General features: G+C 59.7%; 24 protein-coding genes. 16 read left to right on the top strand and 8 right to left on the bottom strand.

Going from position 1 to position 20,521, the window contains the following annotated elements; genetic code table 11:
• Window positions 1-356: 356 nt before the first annotated feature.
• Together HXW87_RS04660 and HXW87_RS04655 are read right to left on the bottom strand one after the other, a co-directional pair.
• Entirely contained in the window at window positions 357-1,577 is a 1,221-nt protein-coding gene (locus HXW87_RS04660) for a CaiB/BaiF CoA-transferase family protein (protein ID WP_239778480.1), read from the bottom strand.
• Between the two features lie 13 nt (window positions 1,578-1,590).
• Window positions 1,591-2,772 carry an acyl-CoA dehydrogenase gene (locus HXW87_RS04655; RefSeq protein ID WP_003220420.1) on the bottom strand — a complete coding sequence of 394 codons (1,182 nt, stop codon included), beginning with the start codon at window positions 2,770-2,772 and terminating at the stop codon, window positions 1,591-1,593.
• Window positions 2,773-2,929: 157 nt separating this feature from the next.
• Between HXW87_RS04655 and HXW87_RS04650 the strand changes: the two genes are divergently transcribed.
• The 11 genes from HXW87_RS04650 to HXW87_RS04600 all read left to right on the top strand — a co-directional run bounded on the left by HXW87_RS04650 (window position 2,930) and on the right by HXW87_RS04600 (window position 13,053).
• Entirely contained in the window at window positions 2,930-3,829 is a 900-nt protein-coding gene (locus HXW87_RS04650; protein ID WP_121182972.1) for a LysR family transcriptional regulator, read from the top strand.
• Window positions 3,830-4,263: 434 nt separating this feature from the next.
• Complete coding sequence (locus HXW87_RS04645; protein ID WP_095667887.1) at window positions 4,264-5,385, top strand: Re/Si-specific NAD(P)(+) transhydrogenase subunit alpha; 1,122 nt, start codon at window positions 4,264-4,266, stop codon at window positions 5,383-5,385.
• Between the two features lie 15 nt (window positions 5,386-5,400).
• Window positions 5,401-5,721, top strand: coding sequence for an NAD(P) transhydrogenase subunit alpha (locus tag HXW87_RS04640; RefSeq protein ID WP_003220416.1), 321 nt, complete (start codon window positions 5,401-5,403; stop codon window positions 5,719-5,721).
• Entirely contained in the window at window positions 5,721-7,154 is a 1,434-nt protein-coding gene (locus HXW87_RS04635; RefSeq protein WP_095139707.1) for an NAD(P)(+) transhydrogenase (Re/Si-specific) subunit beta, read from the top strand. Before HXW87_RS04640 ends, HXW87_RS04635 begins: the two co-directional genes overlap by 1 nt.
• Before the next feature lie 214 nt (window positions 7,155-7,368).
• Window positions 7,369-8,862, top strand: coding sequence for an acetyl-CoA hydrolase/transferase family protein (locus HXW87_RS04630; protein ID WP_047297495.1), 1,494 nt, complete (start codon window positions 7,369-7,371; stop codon window positions 8,860-8,862).
• Between the two features lie 320 nt (window positions 8,863-9,182).
• Window positions 9,183-9,398 (top strand): DUF1127 domain-containing protein, encoded by a 216-nt coding sequence (locus tag HXW87_RS04625; protein ID WP_003220409.1) that lies wholly within the window; start codon window positions 9,183-9,185, stop codon window positions 9,396-9,398.
• 255 nt (window positions 9,399-9,653) lie between these two features.
• Entirely contained in the window at window positions 9,654-9,863 is a 210-nt protein-coding gene (locus HXW87_RS04620) for a DUF1127 domain-containing protein (protein ID WP_027610194.1), read from the top strand.
• Window positions 9,864-9,997: 134 nt separating this feature from the next.
• Window positions 9,998-10,315 carry a DUF2388 domain-containing protein gene (locus tag HXW87_RS04615; protein WP_007962831.1) on the top strand — a complete coding sequence of 106 codons (318 nt, stop codon included), beginning with the start codon at window positions 9,998-10,000 and terminating at the stop codon, window positions 10,313-10,315.
• A gap of 107 nt (window positions 10,316-10,422) precedes the next feature.
• A complete protein-coding gene (locus HXW87_RS04610) occupies window positions 10,423-10,731 on the top strand; it encodes a DUF2388 domain-containing protein (protein ID WP_239778479.1) in 309 nt (102 codons plus the stop codon).
• Window positions 10,732-10,774: 43 nt separating this feature from the next.
• Window positions 10,775-11,095: a DUF2388 domain-containing protein gene (locus tag HXW87_RS04605; protein WP_041074727.1), complete on the top strand. Its 321-nt coding sequence runs from the start codon at window positions 10,775-10,777 to the stop codon at window positions 11,093-11,095.
• Entirely contained in the window at window positions 11,092-13,053 is a 1,962-nt protein-coding gene (locus HXW87_RS04600) for a DUF4105 domain-containing protein (RefSeq protein ID WP_239778478.1), read from the top strand. Before HXW87_RS04605 ends, HXW87_RS04600 begins: the two co-directional genes overlap by 4 nt.
• A gap of 85 nt (window positions 13,054-13,138) precedes the next feature.
• On the opposite strand, the gene HXW87_RS04595 is transcribed toward HXW87_RS04600, so the two are convergent.
• The 3 genes from HXW87_RS04595 to trpB form a co-directional block, all read right to left on the bottom strand.
• Window positions 13,139-13,534: an anti-virulence regulator CigR family protein gene (locus HXW87_RS04595; protein ID WP_239778477.1), complete on the bottom strand. Its 396-nt coding sequence runs from the start codon at window positions 13,532-13,534 to the stop codon at window positions 13,139-13,141.
• Between the two features lie 123 nt (window positions 13,535-13,657).
• Window positions 13,658-14,470, bottom strand: a complete 813-nt coding sequence (trpA, locus tag HXW87_RS04590) for a tryptophan synthase subunit alpha (protein WP_095667889.1) — start codon at window positions 14,468-14,470, stop codon at window positions 13,658-13,660.
• On the bottom strand, window positions 14,470-15,702 hold the full coding sequence (trpB, locus tag HXW87_RS04585; protein ID WP_041074734.1) for a tryptophan synthase subunit beta: 1,233 nt from the start codon (window positions 15,700-15,702) through the stop codon (window positions 14,470-14,472). Before trpB ends, trpA begins: the two co-directional genes overlap by 1 nt.
• 114 nt (window positions 15,703-15,816) lie before the next feature.
• On the opposite strand from trpB, the gene HXW87_RS04580 reads away from it, so the two are divergent.
• Window positions 15,817-16,734, top strand: a complete 918-nt coding sequence (locus HXW87_RS04580; protein ID WP_047297489.1) for a LysR family transcriptional regulator — start codon at window positions 15,817-15,819, stop codon at window positions 16,732-16,734.
• Here the strand turns inward: HXW87_RS04580 and HXW87_RS04575 are convergent.
• The gene (locus HXW87_RS04575) at window positions 16,707-17,033 is read right to left on the bottom strand and encodes a DUF883 family protein (RefSeq protein WP_003220391.1); all 327 of its coding nucleotides are present in this window, start codon (window positions 17,031-17,033) and stop codon (window positions 16,707-16,709) included. The genes HXW87_RS04580 and HXW87_RS04575 overlap by 28 nt on opposite strands.
• A gap of 157 nt (window positions 17,034-17,190) precedes the next feature.
• On the opposite strand from HXW87_RS04575, the gene HXW87_RS04570 reads away from it, so the two are divergent.
• Window positions 17,191-17,406, top strand: a complete 216-nt coding sequence (locus tag HXW87_RS04570) for a dodecin (protein ID WP_027610201.1) — start codon at window positions 17,191-17,193, stop codon at window positions 17,404-17,406.
• A gap of 124 nt (window positions 17,407-17,530) precedes the next feature.
• Entirely contained in the window at window positions 17,531-17,755 is a 225-nt protein-coding gene (locus tag HXW87_RS04565; protein ID WP_047297488.1) for a DUF1161 domain-containing protein, read from the top strand.
• A 166-nt stretch (window positions 17,756-17,921) separates the two neighbouring features.
• Here HXW87_RS04565 and HXW87_RS04560 read toward each other — a convergent pair whose 3' ends face one another.
• On the bottom strand, window positions 17,922-18,923 hold the full coding sequence (locus HXW87_RS04560; protein WP_239778476.1) for an LLM class flavin-dependent oxidoreductase: 1,002 nt from the start codon (window positions 18,921-18,923) through the stop codon (window positions 17,922-17,924).
• Window positions 18,924-19,163: 240 nt separating this feature from the next.
• Between HXW87_RS04560 and HXW87_RS04555 the strand changes: the two genes are divergently transcribed.
• Together HXW87_RS04555 and HXW87_RS04550 are read left to right on the top strand one after the other, a co-directional pair.
• Window positions 19,164-19,595, top strand: a complete 432-nt coding sequence (locus HXW87_RS04555; RefSeq protein ID WP_041074742.1) for an OsmC family protein — start codon at window positions 19,164-19,166, stop codon at window positions 19,593-19,595.
• Between the two features lie 244 nt (window positions 19,596-19,839).
• The gene (locus HXW87_RS04550; RefSeq protein WP_047297485.1) at window positions 19,840-20,079 is read left to right on the top strand and encodes a DUF1161 domain-containing protein; all 240 of its coding nucleotides are present in this window, start codon (window positions 19,840-19,842) and stop codon (window positions 20,077-20,079) included.
• A gap of 6 nt (window positions 20,080-20,085) precedes the next feature.
• Here HXW87_RS04550 and HXW87_RS04545 read toward each other — a convergent pair whose 3' ends face one another.
• On the bottom strand, window positions 20,086-20,505 hold the full coding sequence (locus HXW87_RS04545) for a lipoprotein (RefSeq protein WP_047297484.1): 420 nt from the start codon (window positions 20,503-20,505) through the stop codon (window positions 20,086-20,088).
• Between the last annotated feature and the right edge of the window lie 16 nt (window positions 20,506-20,521).

Here is a 20,521-nt window from a genome sequence, read left to right as displayed (position 1 = left end):
TCTCTCGTTAGCGGGAGGCGAATTCTACAGCGTTACACGCTGCTGTCAACACCTCTTTTTCACCGCTTTCGACCGAGAAGATCGAACCGTCAAAAGAGCCAAACATCACCGCTCTTTCAACTCCCTCCAGGCTTCGATGAACTGAAGCGATCCGCCGTCGAAAACTGCGTAACTCATTGAATCTCAAGGAGTTTTCCGTTTCGACTGCGCCGGAAGTGGGGCGAATTATAGACCTCCAGAATCTGCCGTCAACCGTTAATTTCAGTTTTCTTTCAACAACTTACAGACCGGTTAAAAAACACACAGCTGCGCCTATATAAGTTGGAAAAACCACTCCCTCTATATAGAGGAGTATTTCAAAGGACCCCATCAGCCTTGAGCAACTCCACGGCGCCAGCGCCCATACCCAACACCCGCTGCAGAACCTCCAGCGTATGCTCGCCCAATAAAGGAGGCGCGCGACGGTATTCGACAGGCGTTTGCGACAGCCGGATCGGACTCGCCACCTGCGGGACCATTCCTGCCAGTGCGTGCGGCAGCGCTATCGCCAACCCACGTGCCTTCACCTGCGGATCGTCAAACACCTGGGACAGATCATTGATCGGCCCACACGGCACGCCCGCCTGCTCCAACTGCGCCACCCATTCGGCGGTGGTCTTGAATACCGTTGCCTGACGAATCAGCGGAATCAACACCGCGCGGTTAGCCACCCGCAGCTTGTTAGTCGCGAAACGCGGATCGTCCGCCCACTGCGGCTGCCCAGCCACCTCGGCGAACTTGCGGAACTGGCCGTCATTGCCAACGGTAAGAATGAAATCACCATCAGCCGTCGGGAAGTCCTGATAAGGCACGATGTTCGGATGCGCATTGCCCAGACGCTTGGGCGCATTGCCCGTAGTCAGGTAATTCATCGCCTGATTGGCCAGGCAGGCGACCTGCACATCCAGCAAAGCCATATCGATGTGTTGCCCGCCGCCATCGTGATCACGATGAGCCAGCGCTGCCAGAATCGCCACCGTCGAATACAGACCTGTAAGGATGTCCGTCAGCGCTACCCCCACCTTTACCGGCCCGGCGCCTTCATCACCTTCAGGGCGACCGGTCAGGCTCATCAGCCCGCCCAGCCCCTGGATCATGAAGTCGTAACCGGCGCGCTTGGCATACGGCCCGGTTTGACCGAAGCCGGTGATCGAGCAATAGATCAGGTCCGGATTGATCGCCTTCAGCGACTCGTAGTCCAGACCGTAGGCGGCCAGCCCACCGACCTTGAAGTTCTCGATCAGGATGTCCGACTTCGCCGCCAGCTCACGCACAAGCTGTTGACCTTCAGGCCGAGTGAAGTCGATCGTCACCGATTGCTTGTTGCGGTTGGCCGACAAGTAGTAAGCCGCCTCGCTGGTGTTCTCCCCATAAGCGTCCTTGAGGAAGGGCGGCCCCCAGGCGCGCGTGTCATCGCCATTGCCCGGACGCTCGACCTTGATCACCTCGGCGCCAAGGTCGGCAAGTATCTGCCCGGCCCACGGCCCGGCCAGCACGCGCGATAAATCCAGTACCCGCAGATGCGACAGCGCGCCCATGGTCGCTCTCCTGTTAATAGAACGCCTGCAGACCGGTTTGCGCGCGCCCCAGGATCAACGCGTGAACGTCGTGAGTACCTTCATAGGTATTCACCACTTCCAGGTTGACCAGGTGACGGGCCACACCGAACTCGTCGGAAATACCGTTGCCCCCCAACATGTCACGGGCCATCCGGGCAATATCCAGCGACTTGCCGCAGGAGTTACGCTTCATGATCGAGGTGATTTCGACCGCCGCAGTGCCTTCATCTTTCATGCGCCCCAGACGCAGGCAACCTTGCAGTGCCAAGGTAATTTCGGTCTGCATGTCGGCCAGCTTCTTCTGGATCAGCTGAGTCGCGGCCAATGGGCGGCCGAACTGCTGACGATCAAGGGTGTACTGGCGAGCGGTGTGCCAGCAGAATTCGGCAGCGCCCAACGCGCCCCAGGAGATGCCGTAGCGCGCCGAGTTGAGGCAAGTGAACGGACCTTTCAGACCACGCACGTCGGGGAAGATGTTCTCTTCCGGTACGAAAACGTTGTCCATGACAATTTCGCCGGTGATCGATGCGCGCAGGCCAACCTTGCCGTGAATCGCCGGTGCGCTCAGGCCCTTCCAGCCTTTCTCCAGGACAAAGCCACGGATGTCGCCGGCATCGTCTTTGGCCCAGACTACAAATACGTCGGCGATCGGGCTGTTGGTGATCCACATCTTGGCGCCGGTCAGGCTGTAACCGCCGTCGACTTTGCGCGCACGTGTGATCATCGCACCCGGATCGGAACCGTGGTTGGGTTCGGTCAGACCGAAGCAGCCGATCCATTCGCCGGACGCCAGTTTCGGCAGGTATTTCTGTTTCTGCGCTTCGGTGCCGAATTCGTTGATCGGCACCATCACCAGCGAGGACTGTACGCTCATCATCGAACGGTAGCCGGAGTCGACGCGCTCCACTTCACGAGCAATCAGACCGTAGCTGACGTAGTTCAGACCGCTGCCACCGTATTGCTCAGGGATGGTCGCGCCGAGCAGACCGACTTCGCCCATTTCGCGAAAGATCGCCGGATCGGTTTTCTCATGGCGGAAAGCTTCAAGCACGCGTGGCGCCAGGCTCTGCTGAGCGAACTGGGCGGCGGTGTCACGGATCATGCGCTCCTCTTCGGTGAGCTGTTGATCCAGCAGCAAGGGATCGATCCAGTTGAAGCTAGCTTTACCGCCCATGAGTGTGTCCTCGCAAATCGGTGAATTAACGTGGCATTGATCCTAGGCCCGCTTCGCCAACGCGGCAAACGAGGATTTCGCATCCTGTTGTGCTAATTTCTCACTCCGAAACGTCGCTGAATGCCTTTTATGCGGCGCATTAGTGAGGTTGACGTACATGCGCAGGAAGATACCCAGCACCACAGCCCTGATTAGCTTCGAAGCCGCCGCTCGCCACGAAAGCTTTACCAAGGCTGCCGAAGAACTTTCACTCACCCAGGGCGCCATTTGCCGACAGATTGCCAGCCTTGAGGAGTTCCTCAGTGTGGAACTGTTCCGACGCTCGCGACGCGGTGTGAAGCTGACAGAAGCGGGGCTGTCCTACAGCCGTCGGGTGGCCACGCAACTCGATGCCGTCGAGCGCGACACGCTCTCGGTCATGGGTCAACAGGGCACCAACGTGATCGAACTGGCGGTAGTGCCCACTTTCGGCACGCAATGGCTGCTGCCACGGCTCAAGGATTTCCAGCTCAAGCACCCGGAAGTGACAGTTAACCTGACCAACCGTACCCGCCCGTTCCTGTTTGCCGATACTGATTTCGACGCGGCGATCTACTTCGGCGACGCCGATTGGTCAGGTACCGAATCCCACAGACTGATGGGCGAAAATCCGATGCCGGTGTGCAGCCCTGCCCTACTCGGCAATAGAACGCATCTGACGGCTGACGAGATCGCCGAACTGCCGTTGCTGCAACAAACCACTCGCCCTTACGCCTGGCGCCAATGGTTTAACTCACAGCACCTGAACATCCCCCGCGACATGACAGGCCCACGCTACGAGCTATTCTCCATGCTGGCCCAGGCGGCCATGCACGACATGGGTATCGCACTGATTCCGCCGTTCCTGATTCAACGCGAACTGGCCGAGAAACGCTTGGTGATCGCCAACCCGGATGCACTCTCCAGCATCAAGGCGTATTACCTGATGATTCCGGAGCGCAAGGTCGAATCGGCGTCACTCAAGGCATTTCGCGATTGGCTGGTCAATCAGGCAAACAGCTACAGCCTAGAAGGATAAAGGCTTACAACAATTACTAACCCGGTAGTCAGGAAATCCAAAGCCCTACAGATATAAGTATTTGTCGCAAAATCGCAGACTGTATCCGAAAGTCGTACAGACGTCCCACAAGCGCCTGCTGACGTGGCTTTGAGCCTCTATTGACGACTCATTACGTCCTATTCACGTCGCCGATGAGAATTTTTTTCAGATTCGGCCAGAATCCTTGTAAGGCACGGCCTACAAGGGATTCAACTGGCCATCTGCGACATTCGGTCACGGGATGACTTGTAGTTAATTTTCCGTCACCCGTCATAATCCCTTGAAGGGCATAAAGTTCGCCTGCAAAATGCCGCGCCCCGCCCTGATTTGGCGGGATCGTGCTGATCGGCCGCCCCAGTCGCACCATCCGCAGTGCCTGGGTTTACTCAATAAGATCACGCAGGAGATTTGACGTGCACATTGGTGTTCCTCTCGAAACCCAGACCGGTGAAACACGGGTTGCTGCAACCCCGGAAACCATTAAAAAGCTGATCAGCCAAGGTCATAAGGTCACTGTGCAAACCGGCGCCGGCGTCAAAGCCAGCGTTGTCGACAGTGCCTATGAAGCGGCGGGCGCAACCATTGGCAGTGCCAGCGATGCGTTCGGTGCCGAGCTGATTCTCAAAGTGGTCGCCCCCAGCGACGCCGAACTGGCGCTGATCAAGCGCGGCGCGGTGCTGGTTGGCATGCTCAACCCCTTCAATAACGAAACCATCGCCAAAATGGCCGAGTGCGGGATTACCGCGTTCGCCCTGGAAGCGGCGCCGCGTACGTCTCGGGCGCAGAGTCTCGATGTGTTGTCGTCGCAGGCGAACATTGCCGGCTACAAGGCTGTGTTGCTGGCCGCGCACTACTATCCGCGCTTCATGCCGATGCTGATGACCGCTGCGGGTACCGTGAAAGCGGCGCGTGTGCTGATTCTTGGTGCCGGCGTGGCCGGGCTGCAGGCGATTGCCACGGCGAAACGTCTGGGCGCGGTGATTGAAGCGTCTGATGTGCGTCCGGCGGTGAAGGAACAGATCGAATCCCTCGGCGCCAAGTTCGTTGACGTCCCTTACGAAACTGACGAAGAGCGCGAATGCGCGGTCGGTGTCGGCGGTTACGCGCGACCAATGCCGGCGAGCTGGATGCAGCGTCAGGCCCAGGCTGTGCACGAGCGCGCCAAGCAGGCCGATATCGTCATCACCACCGCCCTGATCCCGGGCCGCAAGGCACCGACGCTGTTAAGCGCAGACACCGTGGCGCAGATGAAGCCGGGCTCGGTGGTTATCGACCTCGCAGCAGCCCAGGGCGGCAACTGCCCGCTGACCGTCGCCGATCAGGTCGTGGTCGAGAACGGCGTGACCATCGTCGGCCCGACCAACCTCGCCGGTGAAGTCGCCGCAGATGCTTCGGCGCTGTACGCCCGCAACCTGCTGGACTTCCTCAAGCTGGTGTTCACCAAAGAAGGCCAGTTCGACGTCAACCTCGAAGACGACATCGTCGCCGCGTGCCTGATGTGCCGCGACGGCCAAGTCATCCGCAAAAACGCCTAAGCAGGGATTCAGACGATGGAAGAGCTTATCTCCCCCGGTATCTATAACCTGATCATCTTCGTGCTGGCGATTTATGTCGGTTACCACGTGGTCTGGAACGTAACACCTGCGCTGCACACGCCACTGATGGCGGTGACCAACGCCATTTCGGCGATCGTAATCGTCGGCGCCATGCTCGCTGCTGCGCTGACCGTCACACCGCTGGGCAAGACCATGGGCACCCTCGCCGTGGCACTGGCTGCGGTCAATGTGTTCGGTGGCTTTCTGGTCACCCGCCGCATGCTTGAGATGTTCAAGAAGAAAGCCCCGAAAGCAAAAGAAGAGGCGCCGAAGTAATGAGCATGAATCTCGTCACGACGCTCTACCTGATCGCGTCGATCTGCTTTATCCAGGCCCTCAAAGGCCTGTCGCACCCGACCACCTCGCGGCGCGGCAATCTGTTCGGCATGCTCGGCATGGCGCTGGCCATTCTCACCACCGTCGGCCTCATCTATAAGCTGGGTGCCGAGCTTGCAACTGCCGGTATCGGCTATGTGATCGTCGGCCTGCTGATCGGCGGCACTGCCGGTTCGATCATGGCCAAGCGCGTCGAAATGACCAAGATGCCGGAGCTGGTCGCCTTCATGCACAGCATGATCGGTCTGGCGGCGGTGTTCATCGCCATTGCTGCGGTGGTTGAGCCGCAATCGCTGGGCATCGTCAAGCAACTGGGTGATTCGATCCCGGCGGGTAATCGTCTCGAACTGTTCCTCGGTGCGGCGATCGGTGCGATCACCTTCTCCGGTTCGGTGATCGCCTTCGGCAAGCTGTCGGGCAAGTACAAGTTCCGCCTGTTTCAGGGTGCACCAGTACAGTTTGCCGGTCAGCACAAACTGAACGCGGTCCTGGGCCTGGCGACGCTGGTGCTGGGTGTGACCTTCATGCTCACCGGCAACCTCGCCGCGTTCGCGCTGATGCTGGCGCTGGCGTTCGTGATGGGCGTGCTGATCATCATCCCGATCGGCGGTGCCGACATGCCGGTGGTGGTGTCGATGCTCAACAGCTATTCGGGCTGGGCGGCTGCGGGTATCGGCTTCTCGCTGAACAACTCGATGCTGATCATTGCCGGCTCGCTGGTGGGTTCGAGCGGTGCGATCCTCTCGTACATCATGTGCAAGGCGATGAACCGTTCCTTCTTTAATGTACTGCTCGGTGGTTTCGGCAATACGGCCGACGCAGGACCTGCCGGTGCGAAAGAAGCCCGTCCGGTGAAATCCGGTTCGGCGGATGACGCGACCTTCCTGCTGACCAACGCCGACACCGTGATCATCGTCCCGGGCTACGGCCTGGCGGTGGCCCGCGCGCAGCATGCGTTGAAAGAACTGACCGAGAAGCTGACCCACCGTGGCGTGACCGTGAAGTACGCGATCCACCCGGTGGCCGGTCGCATGCCCGGGCACATGAACGTCCTGCTCGCCGAGGCCGAAGTGCCTTACGACCAGGTGTTCGAGATGGAAGACATCAACTCCGAGTTCGGCCAAGCCGACGTGGTGCTGGTGCTCGGCGCCAACGACGTGGTCAACCCGGCCGCCAAGAACGATCCGAAATCGCCGATTGCCGGCATGCCGATCCTCGAAGCGTTCAAGGCCAAGACCATCATCGTCAACAAGCGCTCGATGGCCAGCGGCTATGCCGGTCTGGACAACGAACTGTTCTACCTGGACAAAACCATGATGGTGTTCGGCGACGCGAAGAAGGTCATCGAGGACATGGTCAAAGCGGTCGAGTAATCCTCCGCAGTAGCACCGGACGCCCCGACTTGTCGGGGCGTTTTCGTTTGCGCAAAACGTCGGACAATTTGCCGCGTTGTTGCAGATCCGGTAACGGTGTTTTACTTCAAACCCGCTAAATAGACGCCTCGTTTGCGACCTTGGTAGCGGGACAGGCGCCCGCGAAATTCACTAGACTGCGCATCCTGATACTCGCTTCCCGAGAAAATAATCCATGTACCGTGACCGTATTCGCCTGCCTTCGTTGTTGGATAAAGTGATGAGCGCCGCCGACGCCGCCGCGCTGATTGAAGACGGTATGACCGTCGGCATGAGCGGCTTCACCCGCGCCGGCGAAGCCAAAGCCGTCCCTCACGCATTGGCCGAGCGAGCCAAGGTCACGCCGCTGAAGATCAGCCTGATGACCGGCGCCAGCCTGGGCAACGACCTCGACAAACAGCTGACCGAGGCCGGCGTGCTGTCGCGACGCATGCCATTTCAGGTCGACAGCACCTTGCGCAAGGCAATCAACGCCGGCGAAGTGATGTTCATCGACCAGCACCTGTCGGAAACCGTCGAGCAACTGCGCAATCAGCAACTGAAGCTGCCGGACATCGCAGTGATCGAAGCCGTGGCCATCACCGAGCAGGGCCACATCGTGCCGACTACCTCGGTGGGCAACTCGGCCAGCTTCGCGATTTTTGCCAAACAGGTAATCGTCGAGATCAACTTGGCGCACAACGCCAACCTCGAAGGCCTGCATGACATCTATATCCCGACCTACCGCCCGACGCGCACGCCGATCCCGTTGGTAAAAGTCGACGACCGTATCGGCAGCACCGCGATCCCGATTCCACCAGAGAAGATTGTCGCCATCGTCATTACCCAGCAGGCGGATTCGCCGTCCACGGTGTCGACCCCGGATGTCGACACCAACGCCATTGCCGAACACCTGATCACCTTCTTCAAACAGGAAGTCGATGCCGGGCGCATGACCAACAAGCTTGGCCCGCTGCAGGCCGGGATCGGCAACATTGCCAACGCGGTAATGTGTGGCCTGATCGATTCGCCGTTCGAAGACCTGACCATGTATTCCGAAGTACTGCAGGACTCGACCTTCGACCTGATCGACGCCGGCAAGCTGAGTTTCGCGTCTGGCAGCTCGATCACTCTGTCAGAGCGGCGCAACAGTGATGTGTTCGGCAATCTGGAGAAGTACAAGGACAAACTGGTGCTGCGCCCGCAGGAGATCTCCAACCACCCGGAAGTGGTGCGTCGTCTGGGTATCATCGGCATTAACACCGCGCTGGAGTTCGACATCTACGGCAACGTCAACTCCACCCACGTCTGCGGCACGCGGATGATGAACGGTATTGGTGGCTCGGGCGACTTCGCGCGCAACGCGCACCTCGCGGTGTTTGTGACCAAGTCGATCGCCAAGGGCGGGGCGATTTCCAGCGTGGTGCCGATGGTCAGCCACGTCGACCACACCGAGCATGACGTCGACATCCTGGTGACCGAAATCGGTCTGGCCGACCTGCGCGGCTTGGCCCCGCGGGAACGTGCCCGGGTGATTATCGATAACTGCGTACACCCCGATTACCGCAAGGCGCTGAATGACTACTTCACCGCCGCCTGCGCCATCGGCGGTCATACCCCGCACATCCTGCGCGAAGCCTTGAGCTGGCACATGAACCTGGAAGAAACCGGTCGCATGCTCGCGGTGTAATTCGTACAGTCAAACCGCTGATGCAATCACAGTTTGTGTCAGCGGTTTTTTCATCCTTCCTATTCGACAAAAACTGTACTGCTGTACTGGTTGTTTCCTACGGCTTTTGCCTATCCTCTACCTCAATTTGAGCAAAAACGCACCATAAAAGTGCATACAGGTACAGTTTGCTCAATTTTGACCCATACACCACCTATAAACAGTTAACTGGTCACTCACAATACAGTTGAACTGTATCTAGAGAGACTAGGCAAACGAGAGGATCATGGGCACCAGTTAAACCACTACCTGATCCCGCCACAAGCGGAAGGATGTCAACCATGGAACGTACACTCAGTTCCGAACTGTTCTTCGAAGACAAAGCTGCAAAAACCCAGGCTTCCCTGCCTCTGCGCGTTATCGCCAACTTGATGTTGTGGCAGCGCCGCATCTCCAGCCGCCACCAACTGGCTCGTCTGGATTCGCGTCTGCTGGCTGACGCCGGTATCAGCGAAGCACAACGCTACGAAGAGCTGAGCAAGCCGTTCTGGCGCTAAGTAGCGTCGCTGGCTCTGGTCGCTAGACCCACCGCCAGCAACCCGAATTGAACACACAAGACCCGTCGCGGGAAACCGCGACGGGTCTTGTCGTTTCAGGGTTCGAAAATGCCCGTACAGCAGAATATTCGAAGTACAGGTACAGTTCTAAATAAACAAAATCTGAACCAGTACAATTTCTCATGAGTGTATCTGCTCGCCAAACTGCATCGGGCGCAGCATGTCCTTAACCCTCCTGGGTTTAAGGAAAACGCCATGAAAGGCTTACAGGATGTTTCGACAGCTTCGACTCTACCCCGCGCTCACTCGCACCCGTTGCGGCGTTTGTTTCGCCCCCTGTGGCAAGGACTGGAGCGCGCCAGGACGCGGCGCCTGCTGGCTCAACTGGACCAGCGCGACCTAGCGGATCTGGGCCTCAGCCATGCCGATCGGCTCAGAGAACTGGAGAAACCATTCTGGCGCTAGCATTCTGCCCACTGTCCGAACCTCGCGCGCAGGCCTAATATCCACGCCAGAACGTGGCGAATCTTCTGTAACCCGCGTCTGACTCATCAGACACAAGCCACCTCTCAATACGGTTTACTATCAGGAGATCCACCATGTCCCGTCTTCGCCTGCTCAGCGCTGCCGCCTTGCTGGCCGTGGCTGCCAACGCCAGTGCCTCCAGCTTCATTGTGACCACCGACGCCGTGGTTGGCGCGCTGAAATCCTCCTCGGACGCCACCTCCGATGTCAGCTCTTCGCTGCGTGACAACAAAGTCGTGATCGCCGCCCGTGACGACGCTGCCAGCTTCGTCGCCAGCGAAGGCCAGATCCGCGGCGTCAAACTGGAAAGCGCCCTGGACCTGATCCGCCATCAAGCACCACAACTCAACGCGACCGACTTCCAACTGGCGCAAGCCATTCTGGCGATCTGATCGGACGTTGCCAGACGGGGCACGCCAGTCGTGTCCCGATGTTTCGCCACTGGCTCTGGCCCGGGCATTACGCTAGCCTTGAGACTCGCTAACCGTTATCGAGTCCCATGCGTTTTCTGACCAACCTGCTTATCCCTTGTGCCTTGTTCAGCGCCTGCTGGGCGACGTCGGTCGATGCCTTTGATGTCTCCACGCAAAATACTGTGGTGACGGTCTGGGCCACAGGAATGGTGTCTTCCGCGCCATTCGACCGTAAACTGATCATCGCCGCTTATGATGACGCGGCGGCGTTTGTTGCCAGTGACGGCGAATTGCGCGGCGCGCAGCTCGAATCCGCCCTGCATTACCTGCGCAAATCCCGACCGAAACTTCATGTCAGCGACCTTGAACTGGCACAGGCAATTCTCGTCCAATAGTTATCTCAGTCCTTCGTTATCATTGCCCTTCCGGAGTCGTTCCATGCGTAGCCCGCTGATTGCTGCCGCCCTTGGCCTGTTTGTGTTGGCCGACGTGGCCCAGGCGCACACCCTGGTAGCCACCAGTAACATCATCGTTCGTGCCTCCCAGCGCACCATCGATTTCACCTCCGATACCACCACGTCGATTCGCGATTCGAAAATCATCCGCGAAGCCCATGACGATGCCGCCAGTTTTGTTGCCACCAACGGCGATATCCGTGGTGCGCACCTGGAAGCCGCCCTCAACACCTTGCGCACCCGCGTGCCGGAAGCCCGCGACGCCAGCGATCAGGTGCTCGCCGAAGCCATTCTTGCCCTGTGAAGTCACTCGGCGCCTGGCTACTGGCCGGGGCGTTGTTGCTGCTTGGCAACAGCGCCCACGCCAGCCTGCAATTGCGGCTCAAGACCGACGGGCTGAGCCCCGCCCAGCAACAGGCCAGTCAGGCGCTGCTCGATGAAGCGATGCAGAAGCTGCCGCCCAGCTTCGTCGAACAGTTGGACCGGCGCATCGACGTCGGCTGGTCCGACGACATGCCCGGCAACGCCTACGGCCAGGCGACCCTGGTTGCCGAACTCGACCTGAACCGCAAACTGCTCGCCAGCCTCACCGACGGCAGCGCGGCCAAAGAAAAAACCAATCGCCCTCACGGCACCGTGCGCCAGGAACTGCTGGCAACCGTGTTGCACGAGCTCACCCACATTTATGACCGCGCGCGCCTGTGGCCCGCCGCCGAGCGCACGCTGATCCAGCGCTGCACTCGCCGCAGCAACAGCGCCGGCCTGATCGGCATTCCCGACGAGTGTCGCGGCCAGACCGAACGCCGCTTCACCCTCAGCGATGACCCGCGCCTGCTCGACCTCGCCGGCTGGCAACAGTACGTCGGGCGGCGCGGCGAGCGTGAACAGCACAACCGCCAGGTGGCCCGCAGCCCGGATCTGTACGAGATTTCCAGTCCGAAAGAGTTTGTCGCGGTCAACATGGAGTATTTCCTCCTCGACCCGAGCTACGCCTGCCGACGTCCTGCGCTCTATCGCTACTACAAGGAGCGCTTCGGCTGGGCACCACCGGCCAGGGACACCTGCAGCAACACCTTCGCCTTCCTGAATGCCGGCAACGACTTCGCCAAACAGCCACTGGGACAGGTCGATCCGGAGCGGGTGTATGCCGTCGACTACTTGCTGGCCGAAGCCAACCAGAACTGGGTCAGCCGCTGGGGCCACAGCATGCTGCGCCTGGTGATCTGTGCGCCGGGACGACCACGGGGCCCGGATTGCCGGCTCGACCTCGACCAGCATCTGGTGTTGTCGTACCGCGCCTTTGTCGGTGACGTGCAGCTGTCGAGCTGGGACGGACTGGTCGGCAAGTACCCGTCACGGCTGTTCGTGCTGCCACTCGCCCAGGTCATCGACGAATACACCAAGACCGAACTGCGCAGCCTCGCTTCGGTACCGCTGAACCTGTCGCGCAAGGAAATTGAAGAGGTGGTCGAACACGCCGCCGAGATGCACTGGAGTTACGACGGCAACTACTTCTTCCTGTCCAACAACTGCGCCGTGGAAAGCCTCAAGCTGTTGCGCAGCGGCAGCAATAACAAGCAACTGATTGGCCTGGACAGCATCATGCCCAACGGTTTGCTTGAAGTGCTCAAAGGCCGTGGCCTGGCCGACACCAGCGTGCTCGACAATCCCAAGGAAGCTCTGCGCCTGGGTTATCGCTTCGATTCGTTCCGCGATCGCTATCAGGCAATGTTCGATGTGTTGAAAAAGCAGTTGCCGATCAAACAGACCACCGTCGAGGACTGGCTATCGCTGTCTGCCGAAGAACGCCGGCAGTGGTTCGAGCGCGCAGACCTGCGCACCAGTGCAGCGTTGTTGCTGCTGGAACAGGCGAGTTATCGCCGCCAGTTGCTGCTGGCCCAGGATGAGGTCAAGCAACGCTACCTCGGTGCCCGGGAGCTGGAGAACGGTGGCATGGACAAGGCCAACGCAACCCTGCAGGAAATTCTCGCCAACAGTGGCTTCCTCAGTCGTCCGGCGGAACTGCTCGACAGCCGCGGTTACGGTTTGCCGCAACCGAGCGAGTTCAAGCGCCTGCAGGACGAAAGCAGCCAGCGCCAGAAGCAACTGCTGGCGCTGAGCGGTGATCTGGACAAGGAAGTGCGCAAGTTACTGGAGCCACAGCGAGCGGCCGAGATTGCCGCCAGTGAAGCCAACGTGAAGCAGATCGGCGAGCATCTGCGTAAATTGCACAAGGCATCCGGCGGGCTGGAGTTGCCTTAAAAGCAAAAGATCGCAGCCTGCGGCAGCTCCTACAGAGATAAATGTAGGAGCTGCCGCAGGCTGCGATCTTTTTACTGCCTGTAAATCAGTACAAAACACCGTCCAGAATTTCGTAAACGATCCCGGTACCTACCGCGATCAGCACAATGTCCCCACCGGCCCGGCGCCACTCATAACCCGGATACACCGGCAGACGGCTCAGCGCCCGCCCGTCCAGCCGCTCGCCATAGTAACCGTGCGGCAACGGTCGGCCGCGTTCCAGATGAATGCCCGGAGGTGGCGGTGCGCCACGTACGAAGTAGCCGTGGTTGTCGCGAATGGTCTGCCGCACCGGGCCGAAGTCGTGTGGCGGGCCACCACGGTGATCGTTCTGCGGGCCGCCGTGGTCATGATCATCGCGTGGATCGGCGCTGGCCAGCAGCGGCGTCGCGCTGAGCATCAGCACGCCCAGTCCGGCAATCAGACGTTTCGGCATTTTCATCGGGTCTTTCCTCACGGCACCAACAGCAAAAAAGGGATTCAGAACGTGGTTCTGAATCCCTCGGTCTTGCTCAATTAGGCTGTGTTGCGAGGTGCTAATTCCTCTGTATCAGGAACTTTACCTTCAACTGACGCGGGCCTGACGCACGCCTTCGGACAGCGCCTTGCACAGACCCAGCACACCATCGACCGCCTGCGCCGGCGTGGTCGCATTGGCGATGTGATCGATCAGTGCCGAGCCCACCACCACACCGTCCGCCAGGCGGGCGATGGACGCCGCCTGCTCCGGAGTACGGATACCGAAGCCGATGCTGATCGGCAGATCAGTGTGTCGACGCAGGCGAGCCACCGCTTCTTCGACATGCTCCAGAGTTGCGGCACCGGCACCGGTCACACCGGCCACCGACACGTAGTAAACGAAGCCCGAGCTGCCATTGAGCACTTTCGGCAGACGCGCATCGTCCGTGGTCGGGGTGGTCAGGCGGATGAAGTCCAGACCGGCAGCCTGTGCCGGGTCGCACAGTTCATTATTGTGCTCTGGCGGCATGTCGACCACGATCAGACCGTCGACGCCCGCTTCCTTGGCATCAGCGATGAAACGTTCAACGCCATACATGTGGATCGGGTTGAAGTAGCCCATCAGTACCAGCGGCGTGTCGCTGTTGCCTTCGCGGAACTCACGCACCATCTGCAGGGTTTTCGCCAGATTCTGCCTGGCGCCCAAGGCACGGATGTTCGCCAGTTGAATCGCCGGGCCGTCGGCCATCGGGTCAGTGAACGGCATGCCCAGCTCGATCACGTCGGCGCCAGCGCCGGGCAGGCCTTTGAGGATCGCCAGCGAGGTGTCGTAGTCCGGATCACCGGCGGTGACGAAGGTCACCAGCGCGGCGCGATTCTGTTGCTTGAGGTCGGCAAAACGGGTTTGCAGGCGGCTCATCAGTGTTTCTCCTGCTTGGACTGTTCCATGTGATGCATGACGGTCTGCATGTCTTTATCGCCACGGCCGGACAGGTTGACCACCATCAGGTGATCCTTCGGCAGTTTCGGCGCGCGCTTGAACACTTCAGCCAACGCATGAGCGCTTTCCAGTGCCGGGATGATGCCTTCGAGGCGGCAGCACTGGTGGAACGCAGCGAGGGCTTCGTCGTCGGTGACCGAGGTGTACTGAACGCGGCCGATGTCATGCAACCAGGCGTGCTCAGGGCCAATGCCCGGATAATCGAGACCGGCGGAAATCGAGTGGGCGTCGATGATCTGGCCATCGTCGTCCTGCAGCAGGAAGGTACGGTTGCCGTGTAGCACACCCGGCACGCCGCCGTTCAGACTGGCCGCATGCTTGCCGGTTTCGATGCCATAACCGGCGGCTTCGACGCCGATGATCTCGACGCTCTGGTCGTCGAGGAACGGGTGGAACAGGCCCATGGCGTTGGAACCGCCGCCAATGCACGCCACCAGGCTGTCCGGCAGACGACCTTCCTGGGCTTGCAACTGCTCGCGGGTTTCCTTGCCGATCACGGCCTGGAAGTCGCGCACCATGGCTGGGTACGGGTGCGGGCCGGCCACGGTGCCGATCAGGTAGAAGGTGCTGTCGACGTTGGTCACCCAATCACGCAGCGCTTCGTTCATCGCGTCTTTCAGCGTCCCGGTGCCGGCCACTACCGGAATCACTTCGGCGCCCAGCAGCTTCATGCGGAATACGTTGGCCTGCTGACGCTCGATGTCCGTGGTGCCCATGTAGATCACGCAATCCAGACCGAAACGTGCGGCCACGGTAGCAGTCGCCACGCCGTGCATGCCGGCACCGGTCTCGGCGATGATGCGTTTCTTGCCCATGCGCCGCGCCAGCAGGATCTGGCCGATGCAATTGTTGATCTTGTGCGCGCCGGTGTGGTTCAGCTCTTCGCGCTTGAGGTAAATCTTCGCACCACCGCAGAACTCGGTCAGACGCTCGGCGAAGTACAGCGGGCTCGGACGACCGACATAGTCACGCTGGAAGTAGGCCAGCTCTTCTTTAAACGCTGGATCTTCCTTGGCCGCTTCGTATTCACGGGCCAGATCGAGGATCAACGGCATCAGGGTTTCCGCCACGTAGCGGCCGCCAAACGCGCCGAACAGGCCGTTATCGTCAGGGCCGCTGCGCAGGTTGGAGGTGTTCGAAGTCTGGGTCATGATGTGCTCCAGGTGAATTCGGGTGAGAAGACAATGGCGCCCACTCTACCCCTGACCTTCCAGGCTGAAAACCGATAAGATCGCCACAACTTGTCAGGAAAACTCACAGATACCATGAGCCATGACCTTCCCCCGCTGAATGCCTTGCGCGCATTCGAAGCCACCGCCCGACTGAACAGCGTCAGTCAGGCGGCCGAGCAGCTGCACGTCACTCATGGCGCAGTCAGCCGGCAGCTCAAAGTGCTTGAAGCGCATCTGGGCGTGAGCCTGTTCGTCAAGGATGGTCGCGGCTTGAAACTCACAGATGCCGGAGCTCGTCTGCGCGATGCCAGCGGCGAGGCCTTTGATCGCTTGCGCAGTGTGTGTGCCGAGCTGACGCAGAGCACCGCTGACGCGCCGTTCGTGCTTGGCTGCTCGGGAAGCCTGTTGGCGCGCTGGTTCATTCCACGCCTGGGCCGGCTGAATGCCGACCTGCCAGACTTGCGTCTGCACCTGTCGGCTGGCGAAGGTGATCTCGATCCACGGCGCCCGGGTCTCGATGCCTTGCTGCTCTTCGCCGAGCCACCATGGCCGGCAGACATGCAGGTCTACGAACTGGCCGCAGAACGCATCGGCCCGGTGCTGAGCCCGCTGTTCAGCGGTCATCAACGCCTGCAGGCAGCGCCGGCGTCAGCCTTGCTCAGCGAGCCGCTGCTGCACACCACATCGCGTCCGCAAGCCTGGCCGAGCTGGGCACAGCAAAATCACCTCGACGCCAAGGCGTTGAAGTTGGGGCAAGGTTTTGAGCATTTGTATTATCTGCTGGAAGCCGCAGTGGCCGGACTTGGCGTGGCAATCGCGCCCGAGCCGCTGGTGGCCGAAGACCTGAAGGCCGGTCGCCTGGTTGCACCGTGGGGCTTCTGCGAAACCCCGGCGCAACTGGCGTTGTGGCTACCCAAGCGCGCCGCAGACGGGCGCGCCCGGCAACTGGCGCAGTGGCTCAAGAACGAGCTGCGCCAGACGGATCACTCGCCGCGCTTGAACAGCAGGTAAGCGGCCAGCAGACCGATCGCACCGACGGCCACACCAGCAGTGGTCCAAGGATGTTCCTGAGCGTAATCGCGGGTGGCGATGCCGGTCTCGCGGGTTTTCACTTTTACTTCTTCATAGGCGTCGCTGAGCAGGCTGCGCGAATGTTTCAGCGCGCTTTCAGCGTTGCTCTTGAGTGCCTTGAGCGTCTTGCGCGACTCGTCCGAAGCGTCGTCTTTGAGGCTTTCCAACGATTTGAGCAGACTCTCGATCTCGGCTTCCATGCTTTGCAACGAGGCTTTACGTAAAGAGGTGTTGGCCATGGTGGCTCTCCTGCATTGGTGATGAGTGGCGTGTGTTGGTTGGGACTTCAGCAGTTTGAGAAAGTGCAGAAAATCTGAACTTCGCTTGCATCGAGCCGCCGAAATCAACAGTGCAGATTCACTGCTAGTCTCAAATCCACACGTCAAGGAGATCGCCATGAGTGACCATCACACCTACAAGAAAGTCGAGCTGGTCGGCTCGTCCACCAGCAGCATCGAAGACGCCATCAACAACGCGCTGGCCGAAGCCAACAAGAGCATCAAGCATCTGGAGTGGTTTGAAGTGGTCGAGACGCGTGGCCACATCAAGGACGGCAAGGCTGCGCATTTCCAGGTAACCCTCAAAGTCGGCTTCCGCATTGCCAGCAGCTGAGTTTGGGCTACGCTTCTGAACTTGCGCGCTGGCCGAGTGCCATAGGAATGGCAAAGCGCTACAAGGTGAACGCATCGGCATAGCCGGTGCCCGCCTCTTTTAATCCGACCAGGGAGTGCGACCGATGAAGAAGTTCATATTGGCAGTAGGTTTGTTGAGCCTTGCGGGTGGCGCGTTGGCTGCTGGCAAGCCTTGTGAAGAGTTGAAAAGCGAGATCGCGGCGAAGCTGGATGCCAAGCACGTTTCCGGGTATTCGCTGGAAGTCGTCGACAAGGGTGCGGCCGCTGACGGCAAAGTCGTCGGCACCTGTGAAGGCGGCGCCAAGGAAATCGTCTACAAACGCGGTTGATTGCGCCTGAAATGCAAAAGCCGACGCGAAGGCGTCGGCTTTTTTGTGGGCGATGATTTACATGCAGGTGCTGCGGCACGCTGCGATCTTTTGATCGTGACCTTAAAAAATCAGATCAAAAGATCGCAGCCTCGTTTCACTCGACAGCTCCTACAGGGCGCCGCGTTTATCCTTTCATGACCTGCGCCAGCAGTTCGTAGGAACGTACGCGATCGGCGTGTTCATAGAGATCGCAAGTGAAAATCAGCTCGTCGGCCTGGGTCTGCTCGACCAGCACTTCCAGTTTCGCGCGAATCTTCTGCGGGCTGCCGACCATCGCCAGGCCGAGGAAATCCCCCACCGCCTCGCGCTCATGGGGCAGCCACAGGCCGTCCATGGTTTTCACCGGTGGACGTTGCACCAGACTCTGCCCACGCATCAGCGCGAGGATTCGCTGGTACACCGAGGTCGCCAGATAATCGGCCTGCTCATCGGTATCCGCCGCCACCAGCGGCACCCCGAGCATCACGTACGGTTTATCGAGCACCGCCGAAGGCTTGAAGTGGTTGCGATAGACGCGAATCGCCTCATGCATGAAACGTGGAGCGAAGTGCGAGGCGAAGGCATAAGGCAAGCCGCGCTCACCGGCCAGTTGCGCACTGAACAGGCTGGAGCCGAGCAGCCAGATCGGCACATGGGTGCCGGTGCCGGGCATCGCGATCACCCGCTGATCCGGCGTGCGCGGGCCGAGGAAGCGCGCCAGCTCGGCAACGTCTTCCGGGAAATCGTCGGCACTGCCGGAGCGTTCGCGGCGCAGAGCGCGGGCCGTCATCTGATCGGAGCCGGGCGCGCGGCCCAGCCCCAGATCGATGCGTCCCGGGTACAGGCTTTCAAGCGTGCCGAACTGCTCGGCGATCACCAGCGGTGCGTGGTTGGGCAGCATTACTCCGCCAGAGCCGACGCGAATCGTCGAAGTCCCCCCGGCCAGATATCCCAACAGCACCGAGGTGGCGGAGCTGGCGATGCCGTCCATGTTGTGGTGCTCGGCCACCCAGAAGCGGGTGTAGCCGAATTTCTCGACGTGCTGCGCCAGGTCCAGCGAGTTGCGCAGCGATTGCGCCGGGCTACCGTTCTCGCGCACCGGCACCAGATCGAGGGTGGAAAACTTTACGTCGGACAGTTGCTTCATAAACCTGCGTCTCCGAGTGGGGTGCAGGTTTTTTCTTGCGAACGAAAACCTGCCGAATTCATAAGCGTGTTCTGTGCAATGAGGGCATATACCCGAGTTTCAATAGCTGAGGGAAAAATCCTACTAAAAAAGTCAACGATTCACCTGAGCTGAACTTTGTCCCGGCGTCTATCCTCAGAAGCCTTGCAAGCAAAAACCACGACGGCGCGGCGTTTCGCGCCAGATCTTGAGGAGGCAGACATGGCTATCGTGAAGAAAGCATCCGCGCATTGGGCAGGCGATCTGAAAACCGGCATCGGCTCGATCTCTACCGAGACCGGCGTCCTCAGAGAAGCGCCTTACGGCTTCAAGGCCCGCTTCGAGGGCGGCAAAGGTACGAACCCGGAAGAACTGATCGGCGCCGCCCATGCCGGCTGTTTTTCCATGGCGTTTTCAATGATTCTCGGTGATGCGGGTCTGAAGGCCGAGAGCATCGATACTCAGGCAGAGGTCACACTGGACCAAGTGGATGGCGGCTTTGCCATCACTGCAGTCAAGCTGATTCTCAAGGCGAAAATCCCGGGGGCGACTCAGGCGCAGTTTGAAGAACTGAGCACCAAGGCCAAGGAAGGGTGCCCGGTGTCCAAGGTATTGAATGCGAAGATTACCCTTGAGGCTTCGCTGGTCAGCTGATTTACGCAGGCTTCGACAAAGGCGTTGCTGGCACTGACGCCTTCGCGGGCAAGCCCGCTCCCACAGGATTTGGGTCGGCCCCCCTGACCTGTGGGAGCGGGCTTGCCCGCGAAGGCGATTTGAATAGCACCGCAATTGCTGAAGATGTGAGCGACATCAGAACCTGCGCTGCAAGAATATGGTCGAATAAGTGACAGCAGCTTCAGCGCACGCCCGTGCGCGCTGCCCCATGGAGCTTCAGGATATGAAACGTATTGGCTTGGCGATCCTCTGCAGTGCACTGGCCACTTCGGTTTTTGCGGCACCGAAAGACTGCGAAGAACTCAGGAAAGAGATCGAAATAAAGATTCAGGCTAAAGCAGTGCCGTCCTACACACTGGAAATCGTCAGCAAGGAAGAAGCCGCAAAACATGACATCGCAATGGTGGTCGGTTCATGTGAGAACGGCAGCAAGGCGATCATCTATCAGAAGAACGACAGCTGAGTCGTCTCAGTTAATGCAGTTGTAGTCGCGATCCTCGGCGACGATTTCGCGTTTGGCGTTGTACAGGCGGGCACTCGGGGTGAACCCTAGCGAACGACCTTCCAGCAGATAACGCTGGCCGGCTTCGAAATGGTCGTAGCGGATGTACAGGTAGCACAGGCGCTCGACCGGGCCAGTCATTAGCGCACCGCCGCCTCCAAACACCTCGAAGTCAAACCGCACACGCAGCTCGTGGCTACCAGGCGTGACCTGAAAGAAACGCCCATCGGTCAGCCGTTGATTGTCCAGGCGCTCGGCCATCAGCAATTTGCCGCCCGGGGTCGGGGTTGAGAAATCGACCCAGGCCATTTGCGGATCGACCGGTGGCAGTGGCGTCTGGCAGCCGGCAATAGCGCCGACTGCGAGCAACAACATCAACTTGCGCATGATGGATGTCCAAGGA

The organism is Pseudomonas sp. Y5-11, from assembly GCF_022368695.1.
Lineage (GTDB): Bacteria > Pseudomonadota > Gammaproteobacteria > Pseudomonadales > Pseudomonadaceae > Aquipseudomonas > Aquipseudomonas parakoreensis.
Note: the sequence above shows the minus strand (reverse complement) of the source record. Positions and strands in the feature narration are given on the sequence as shown.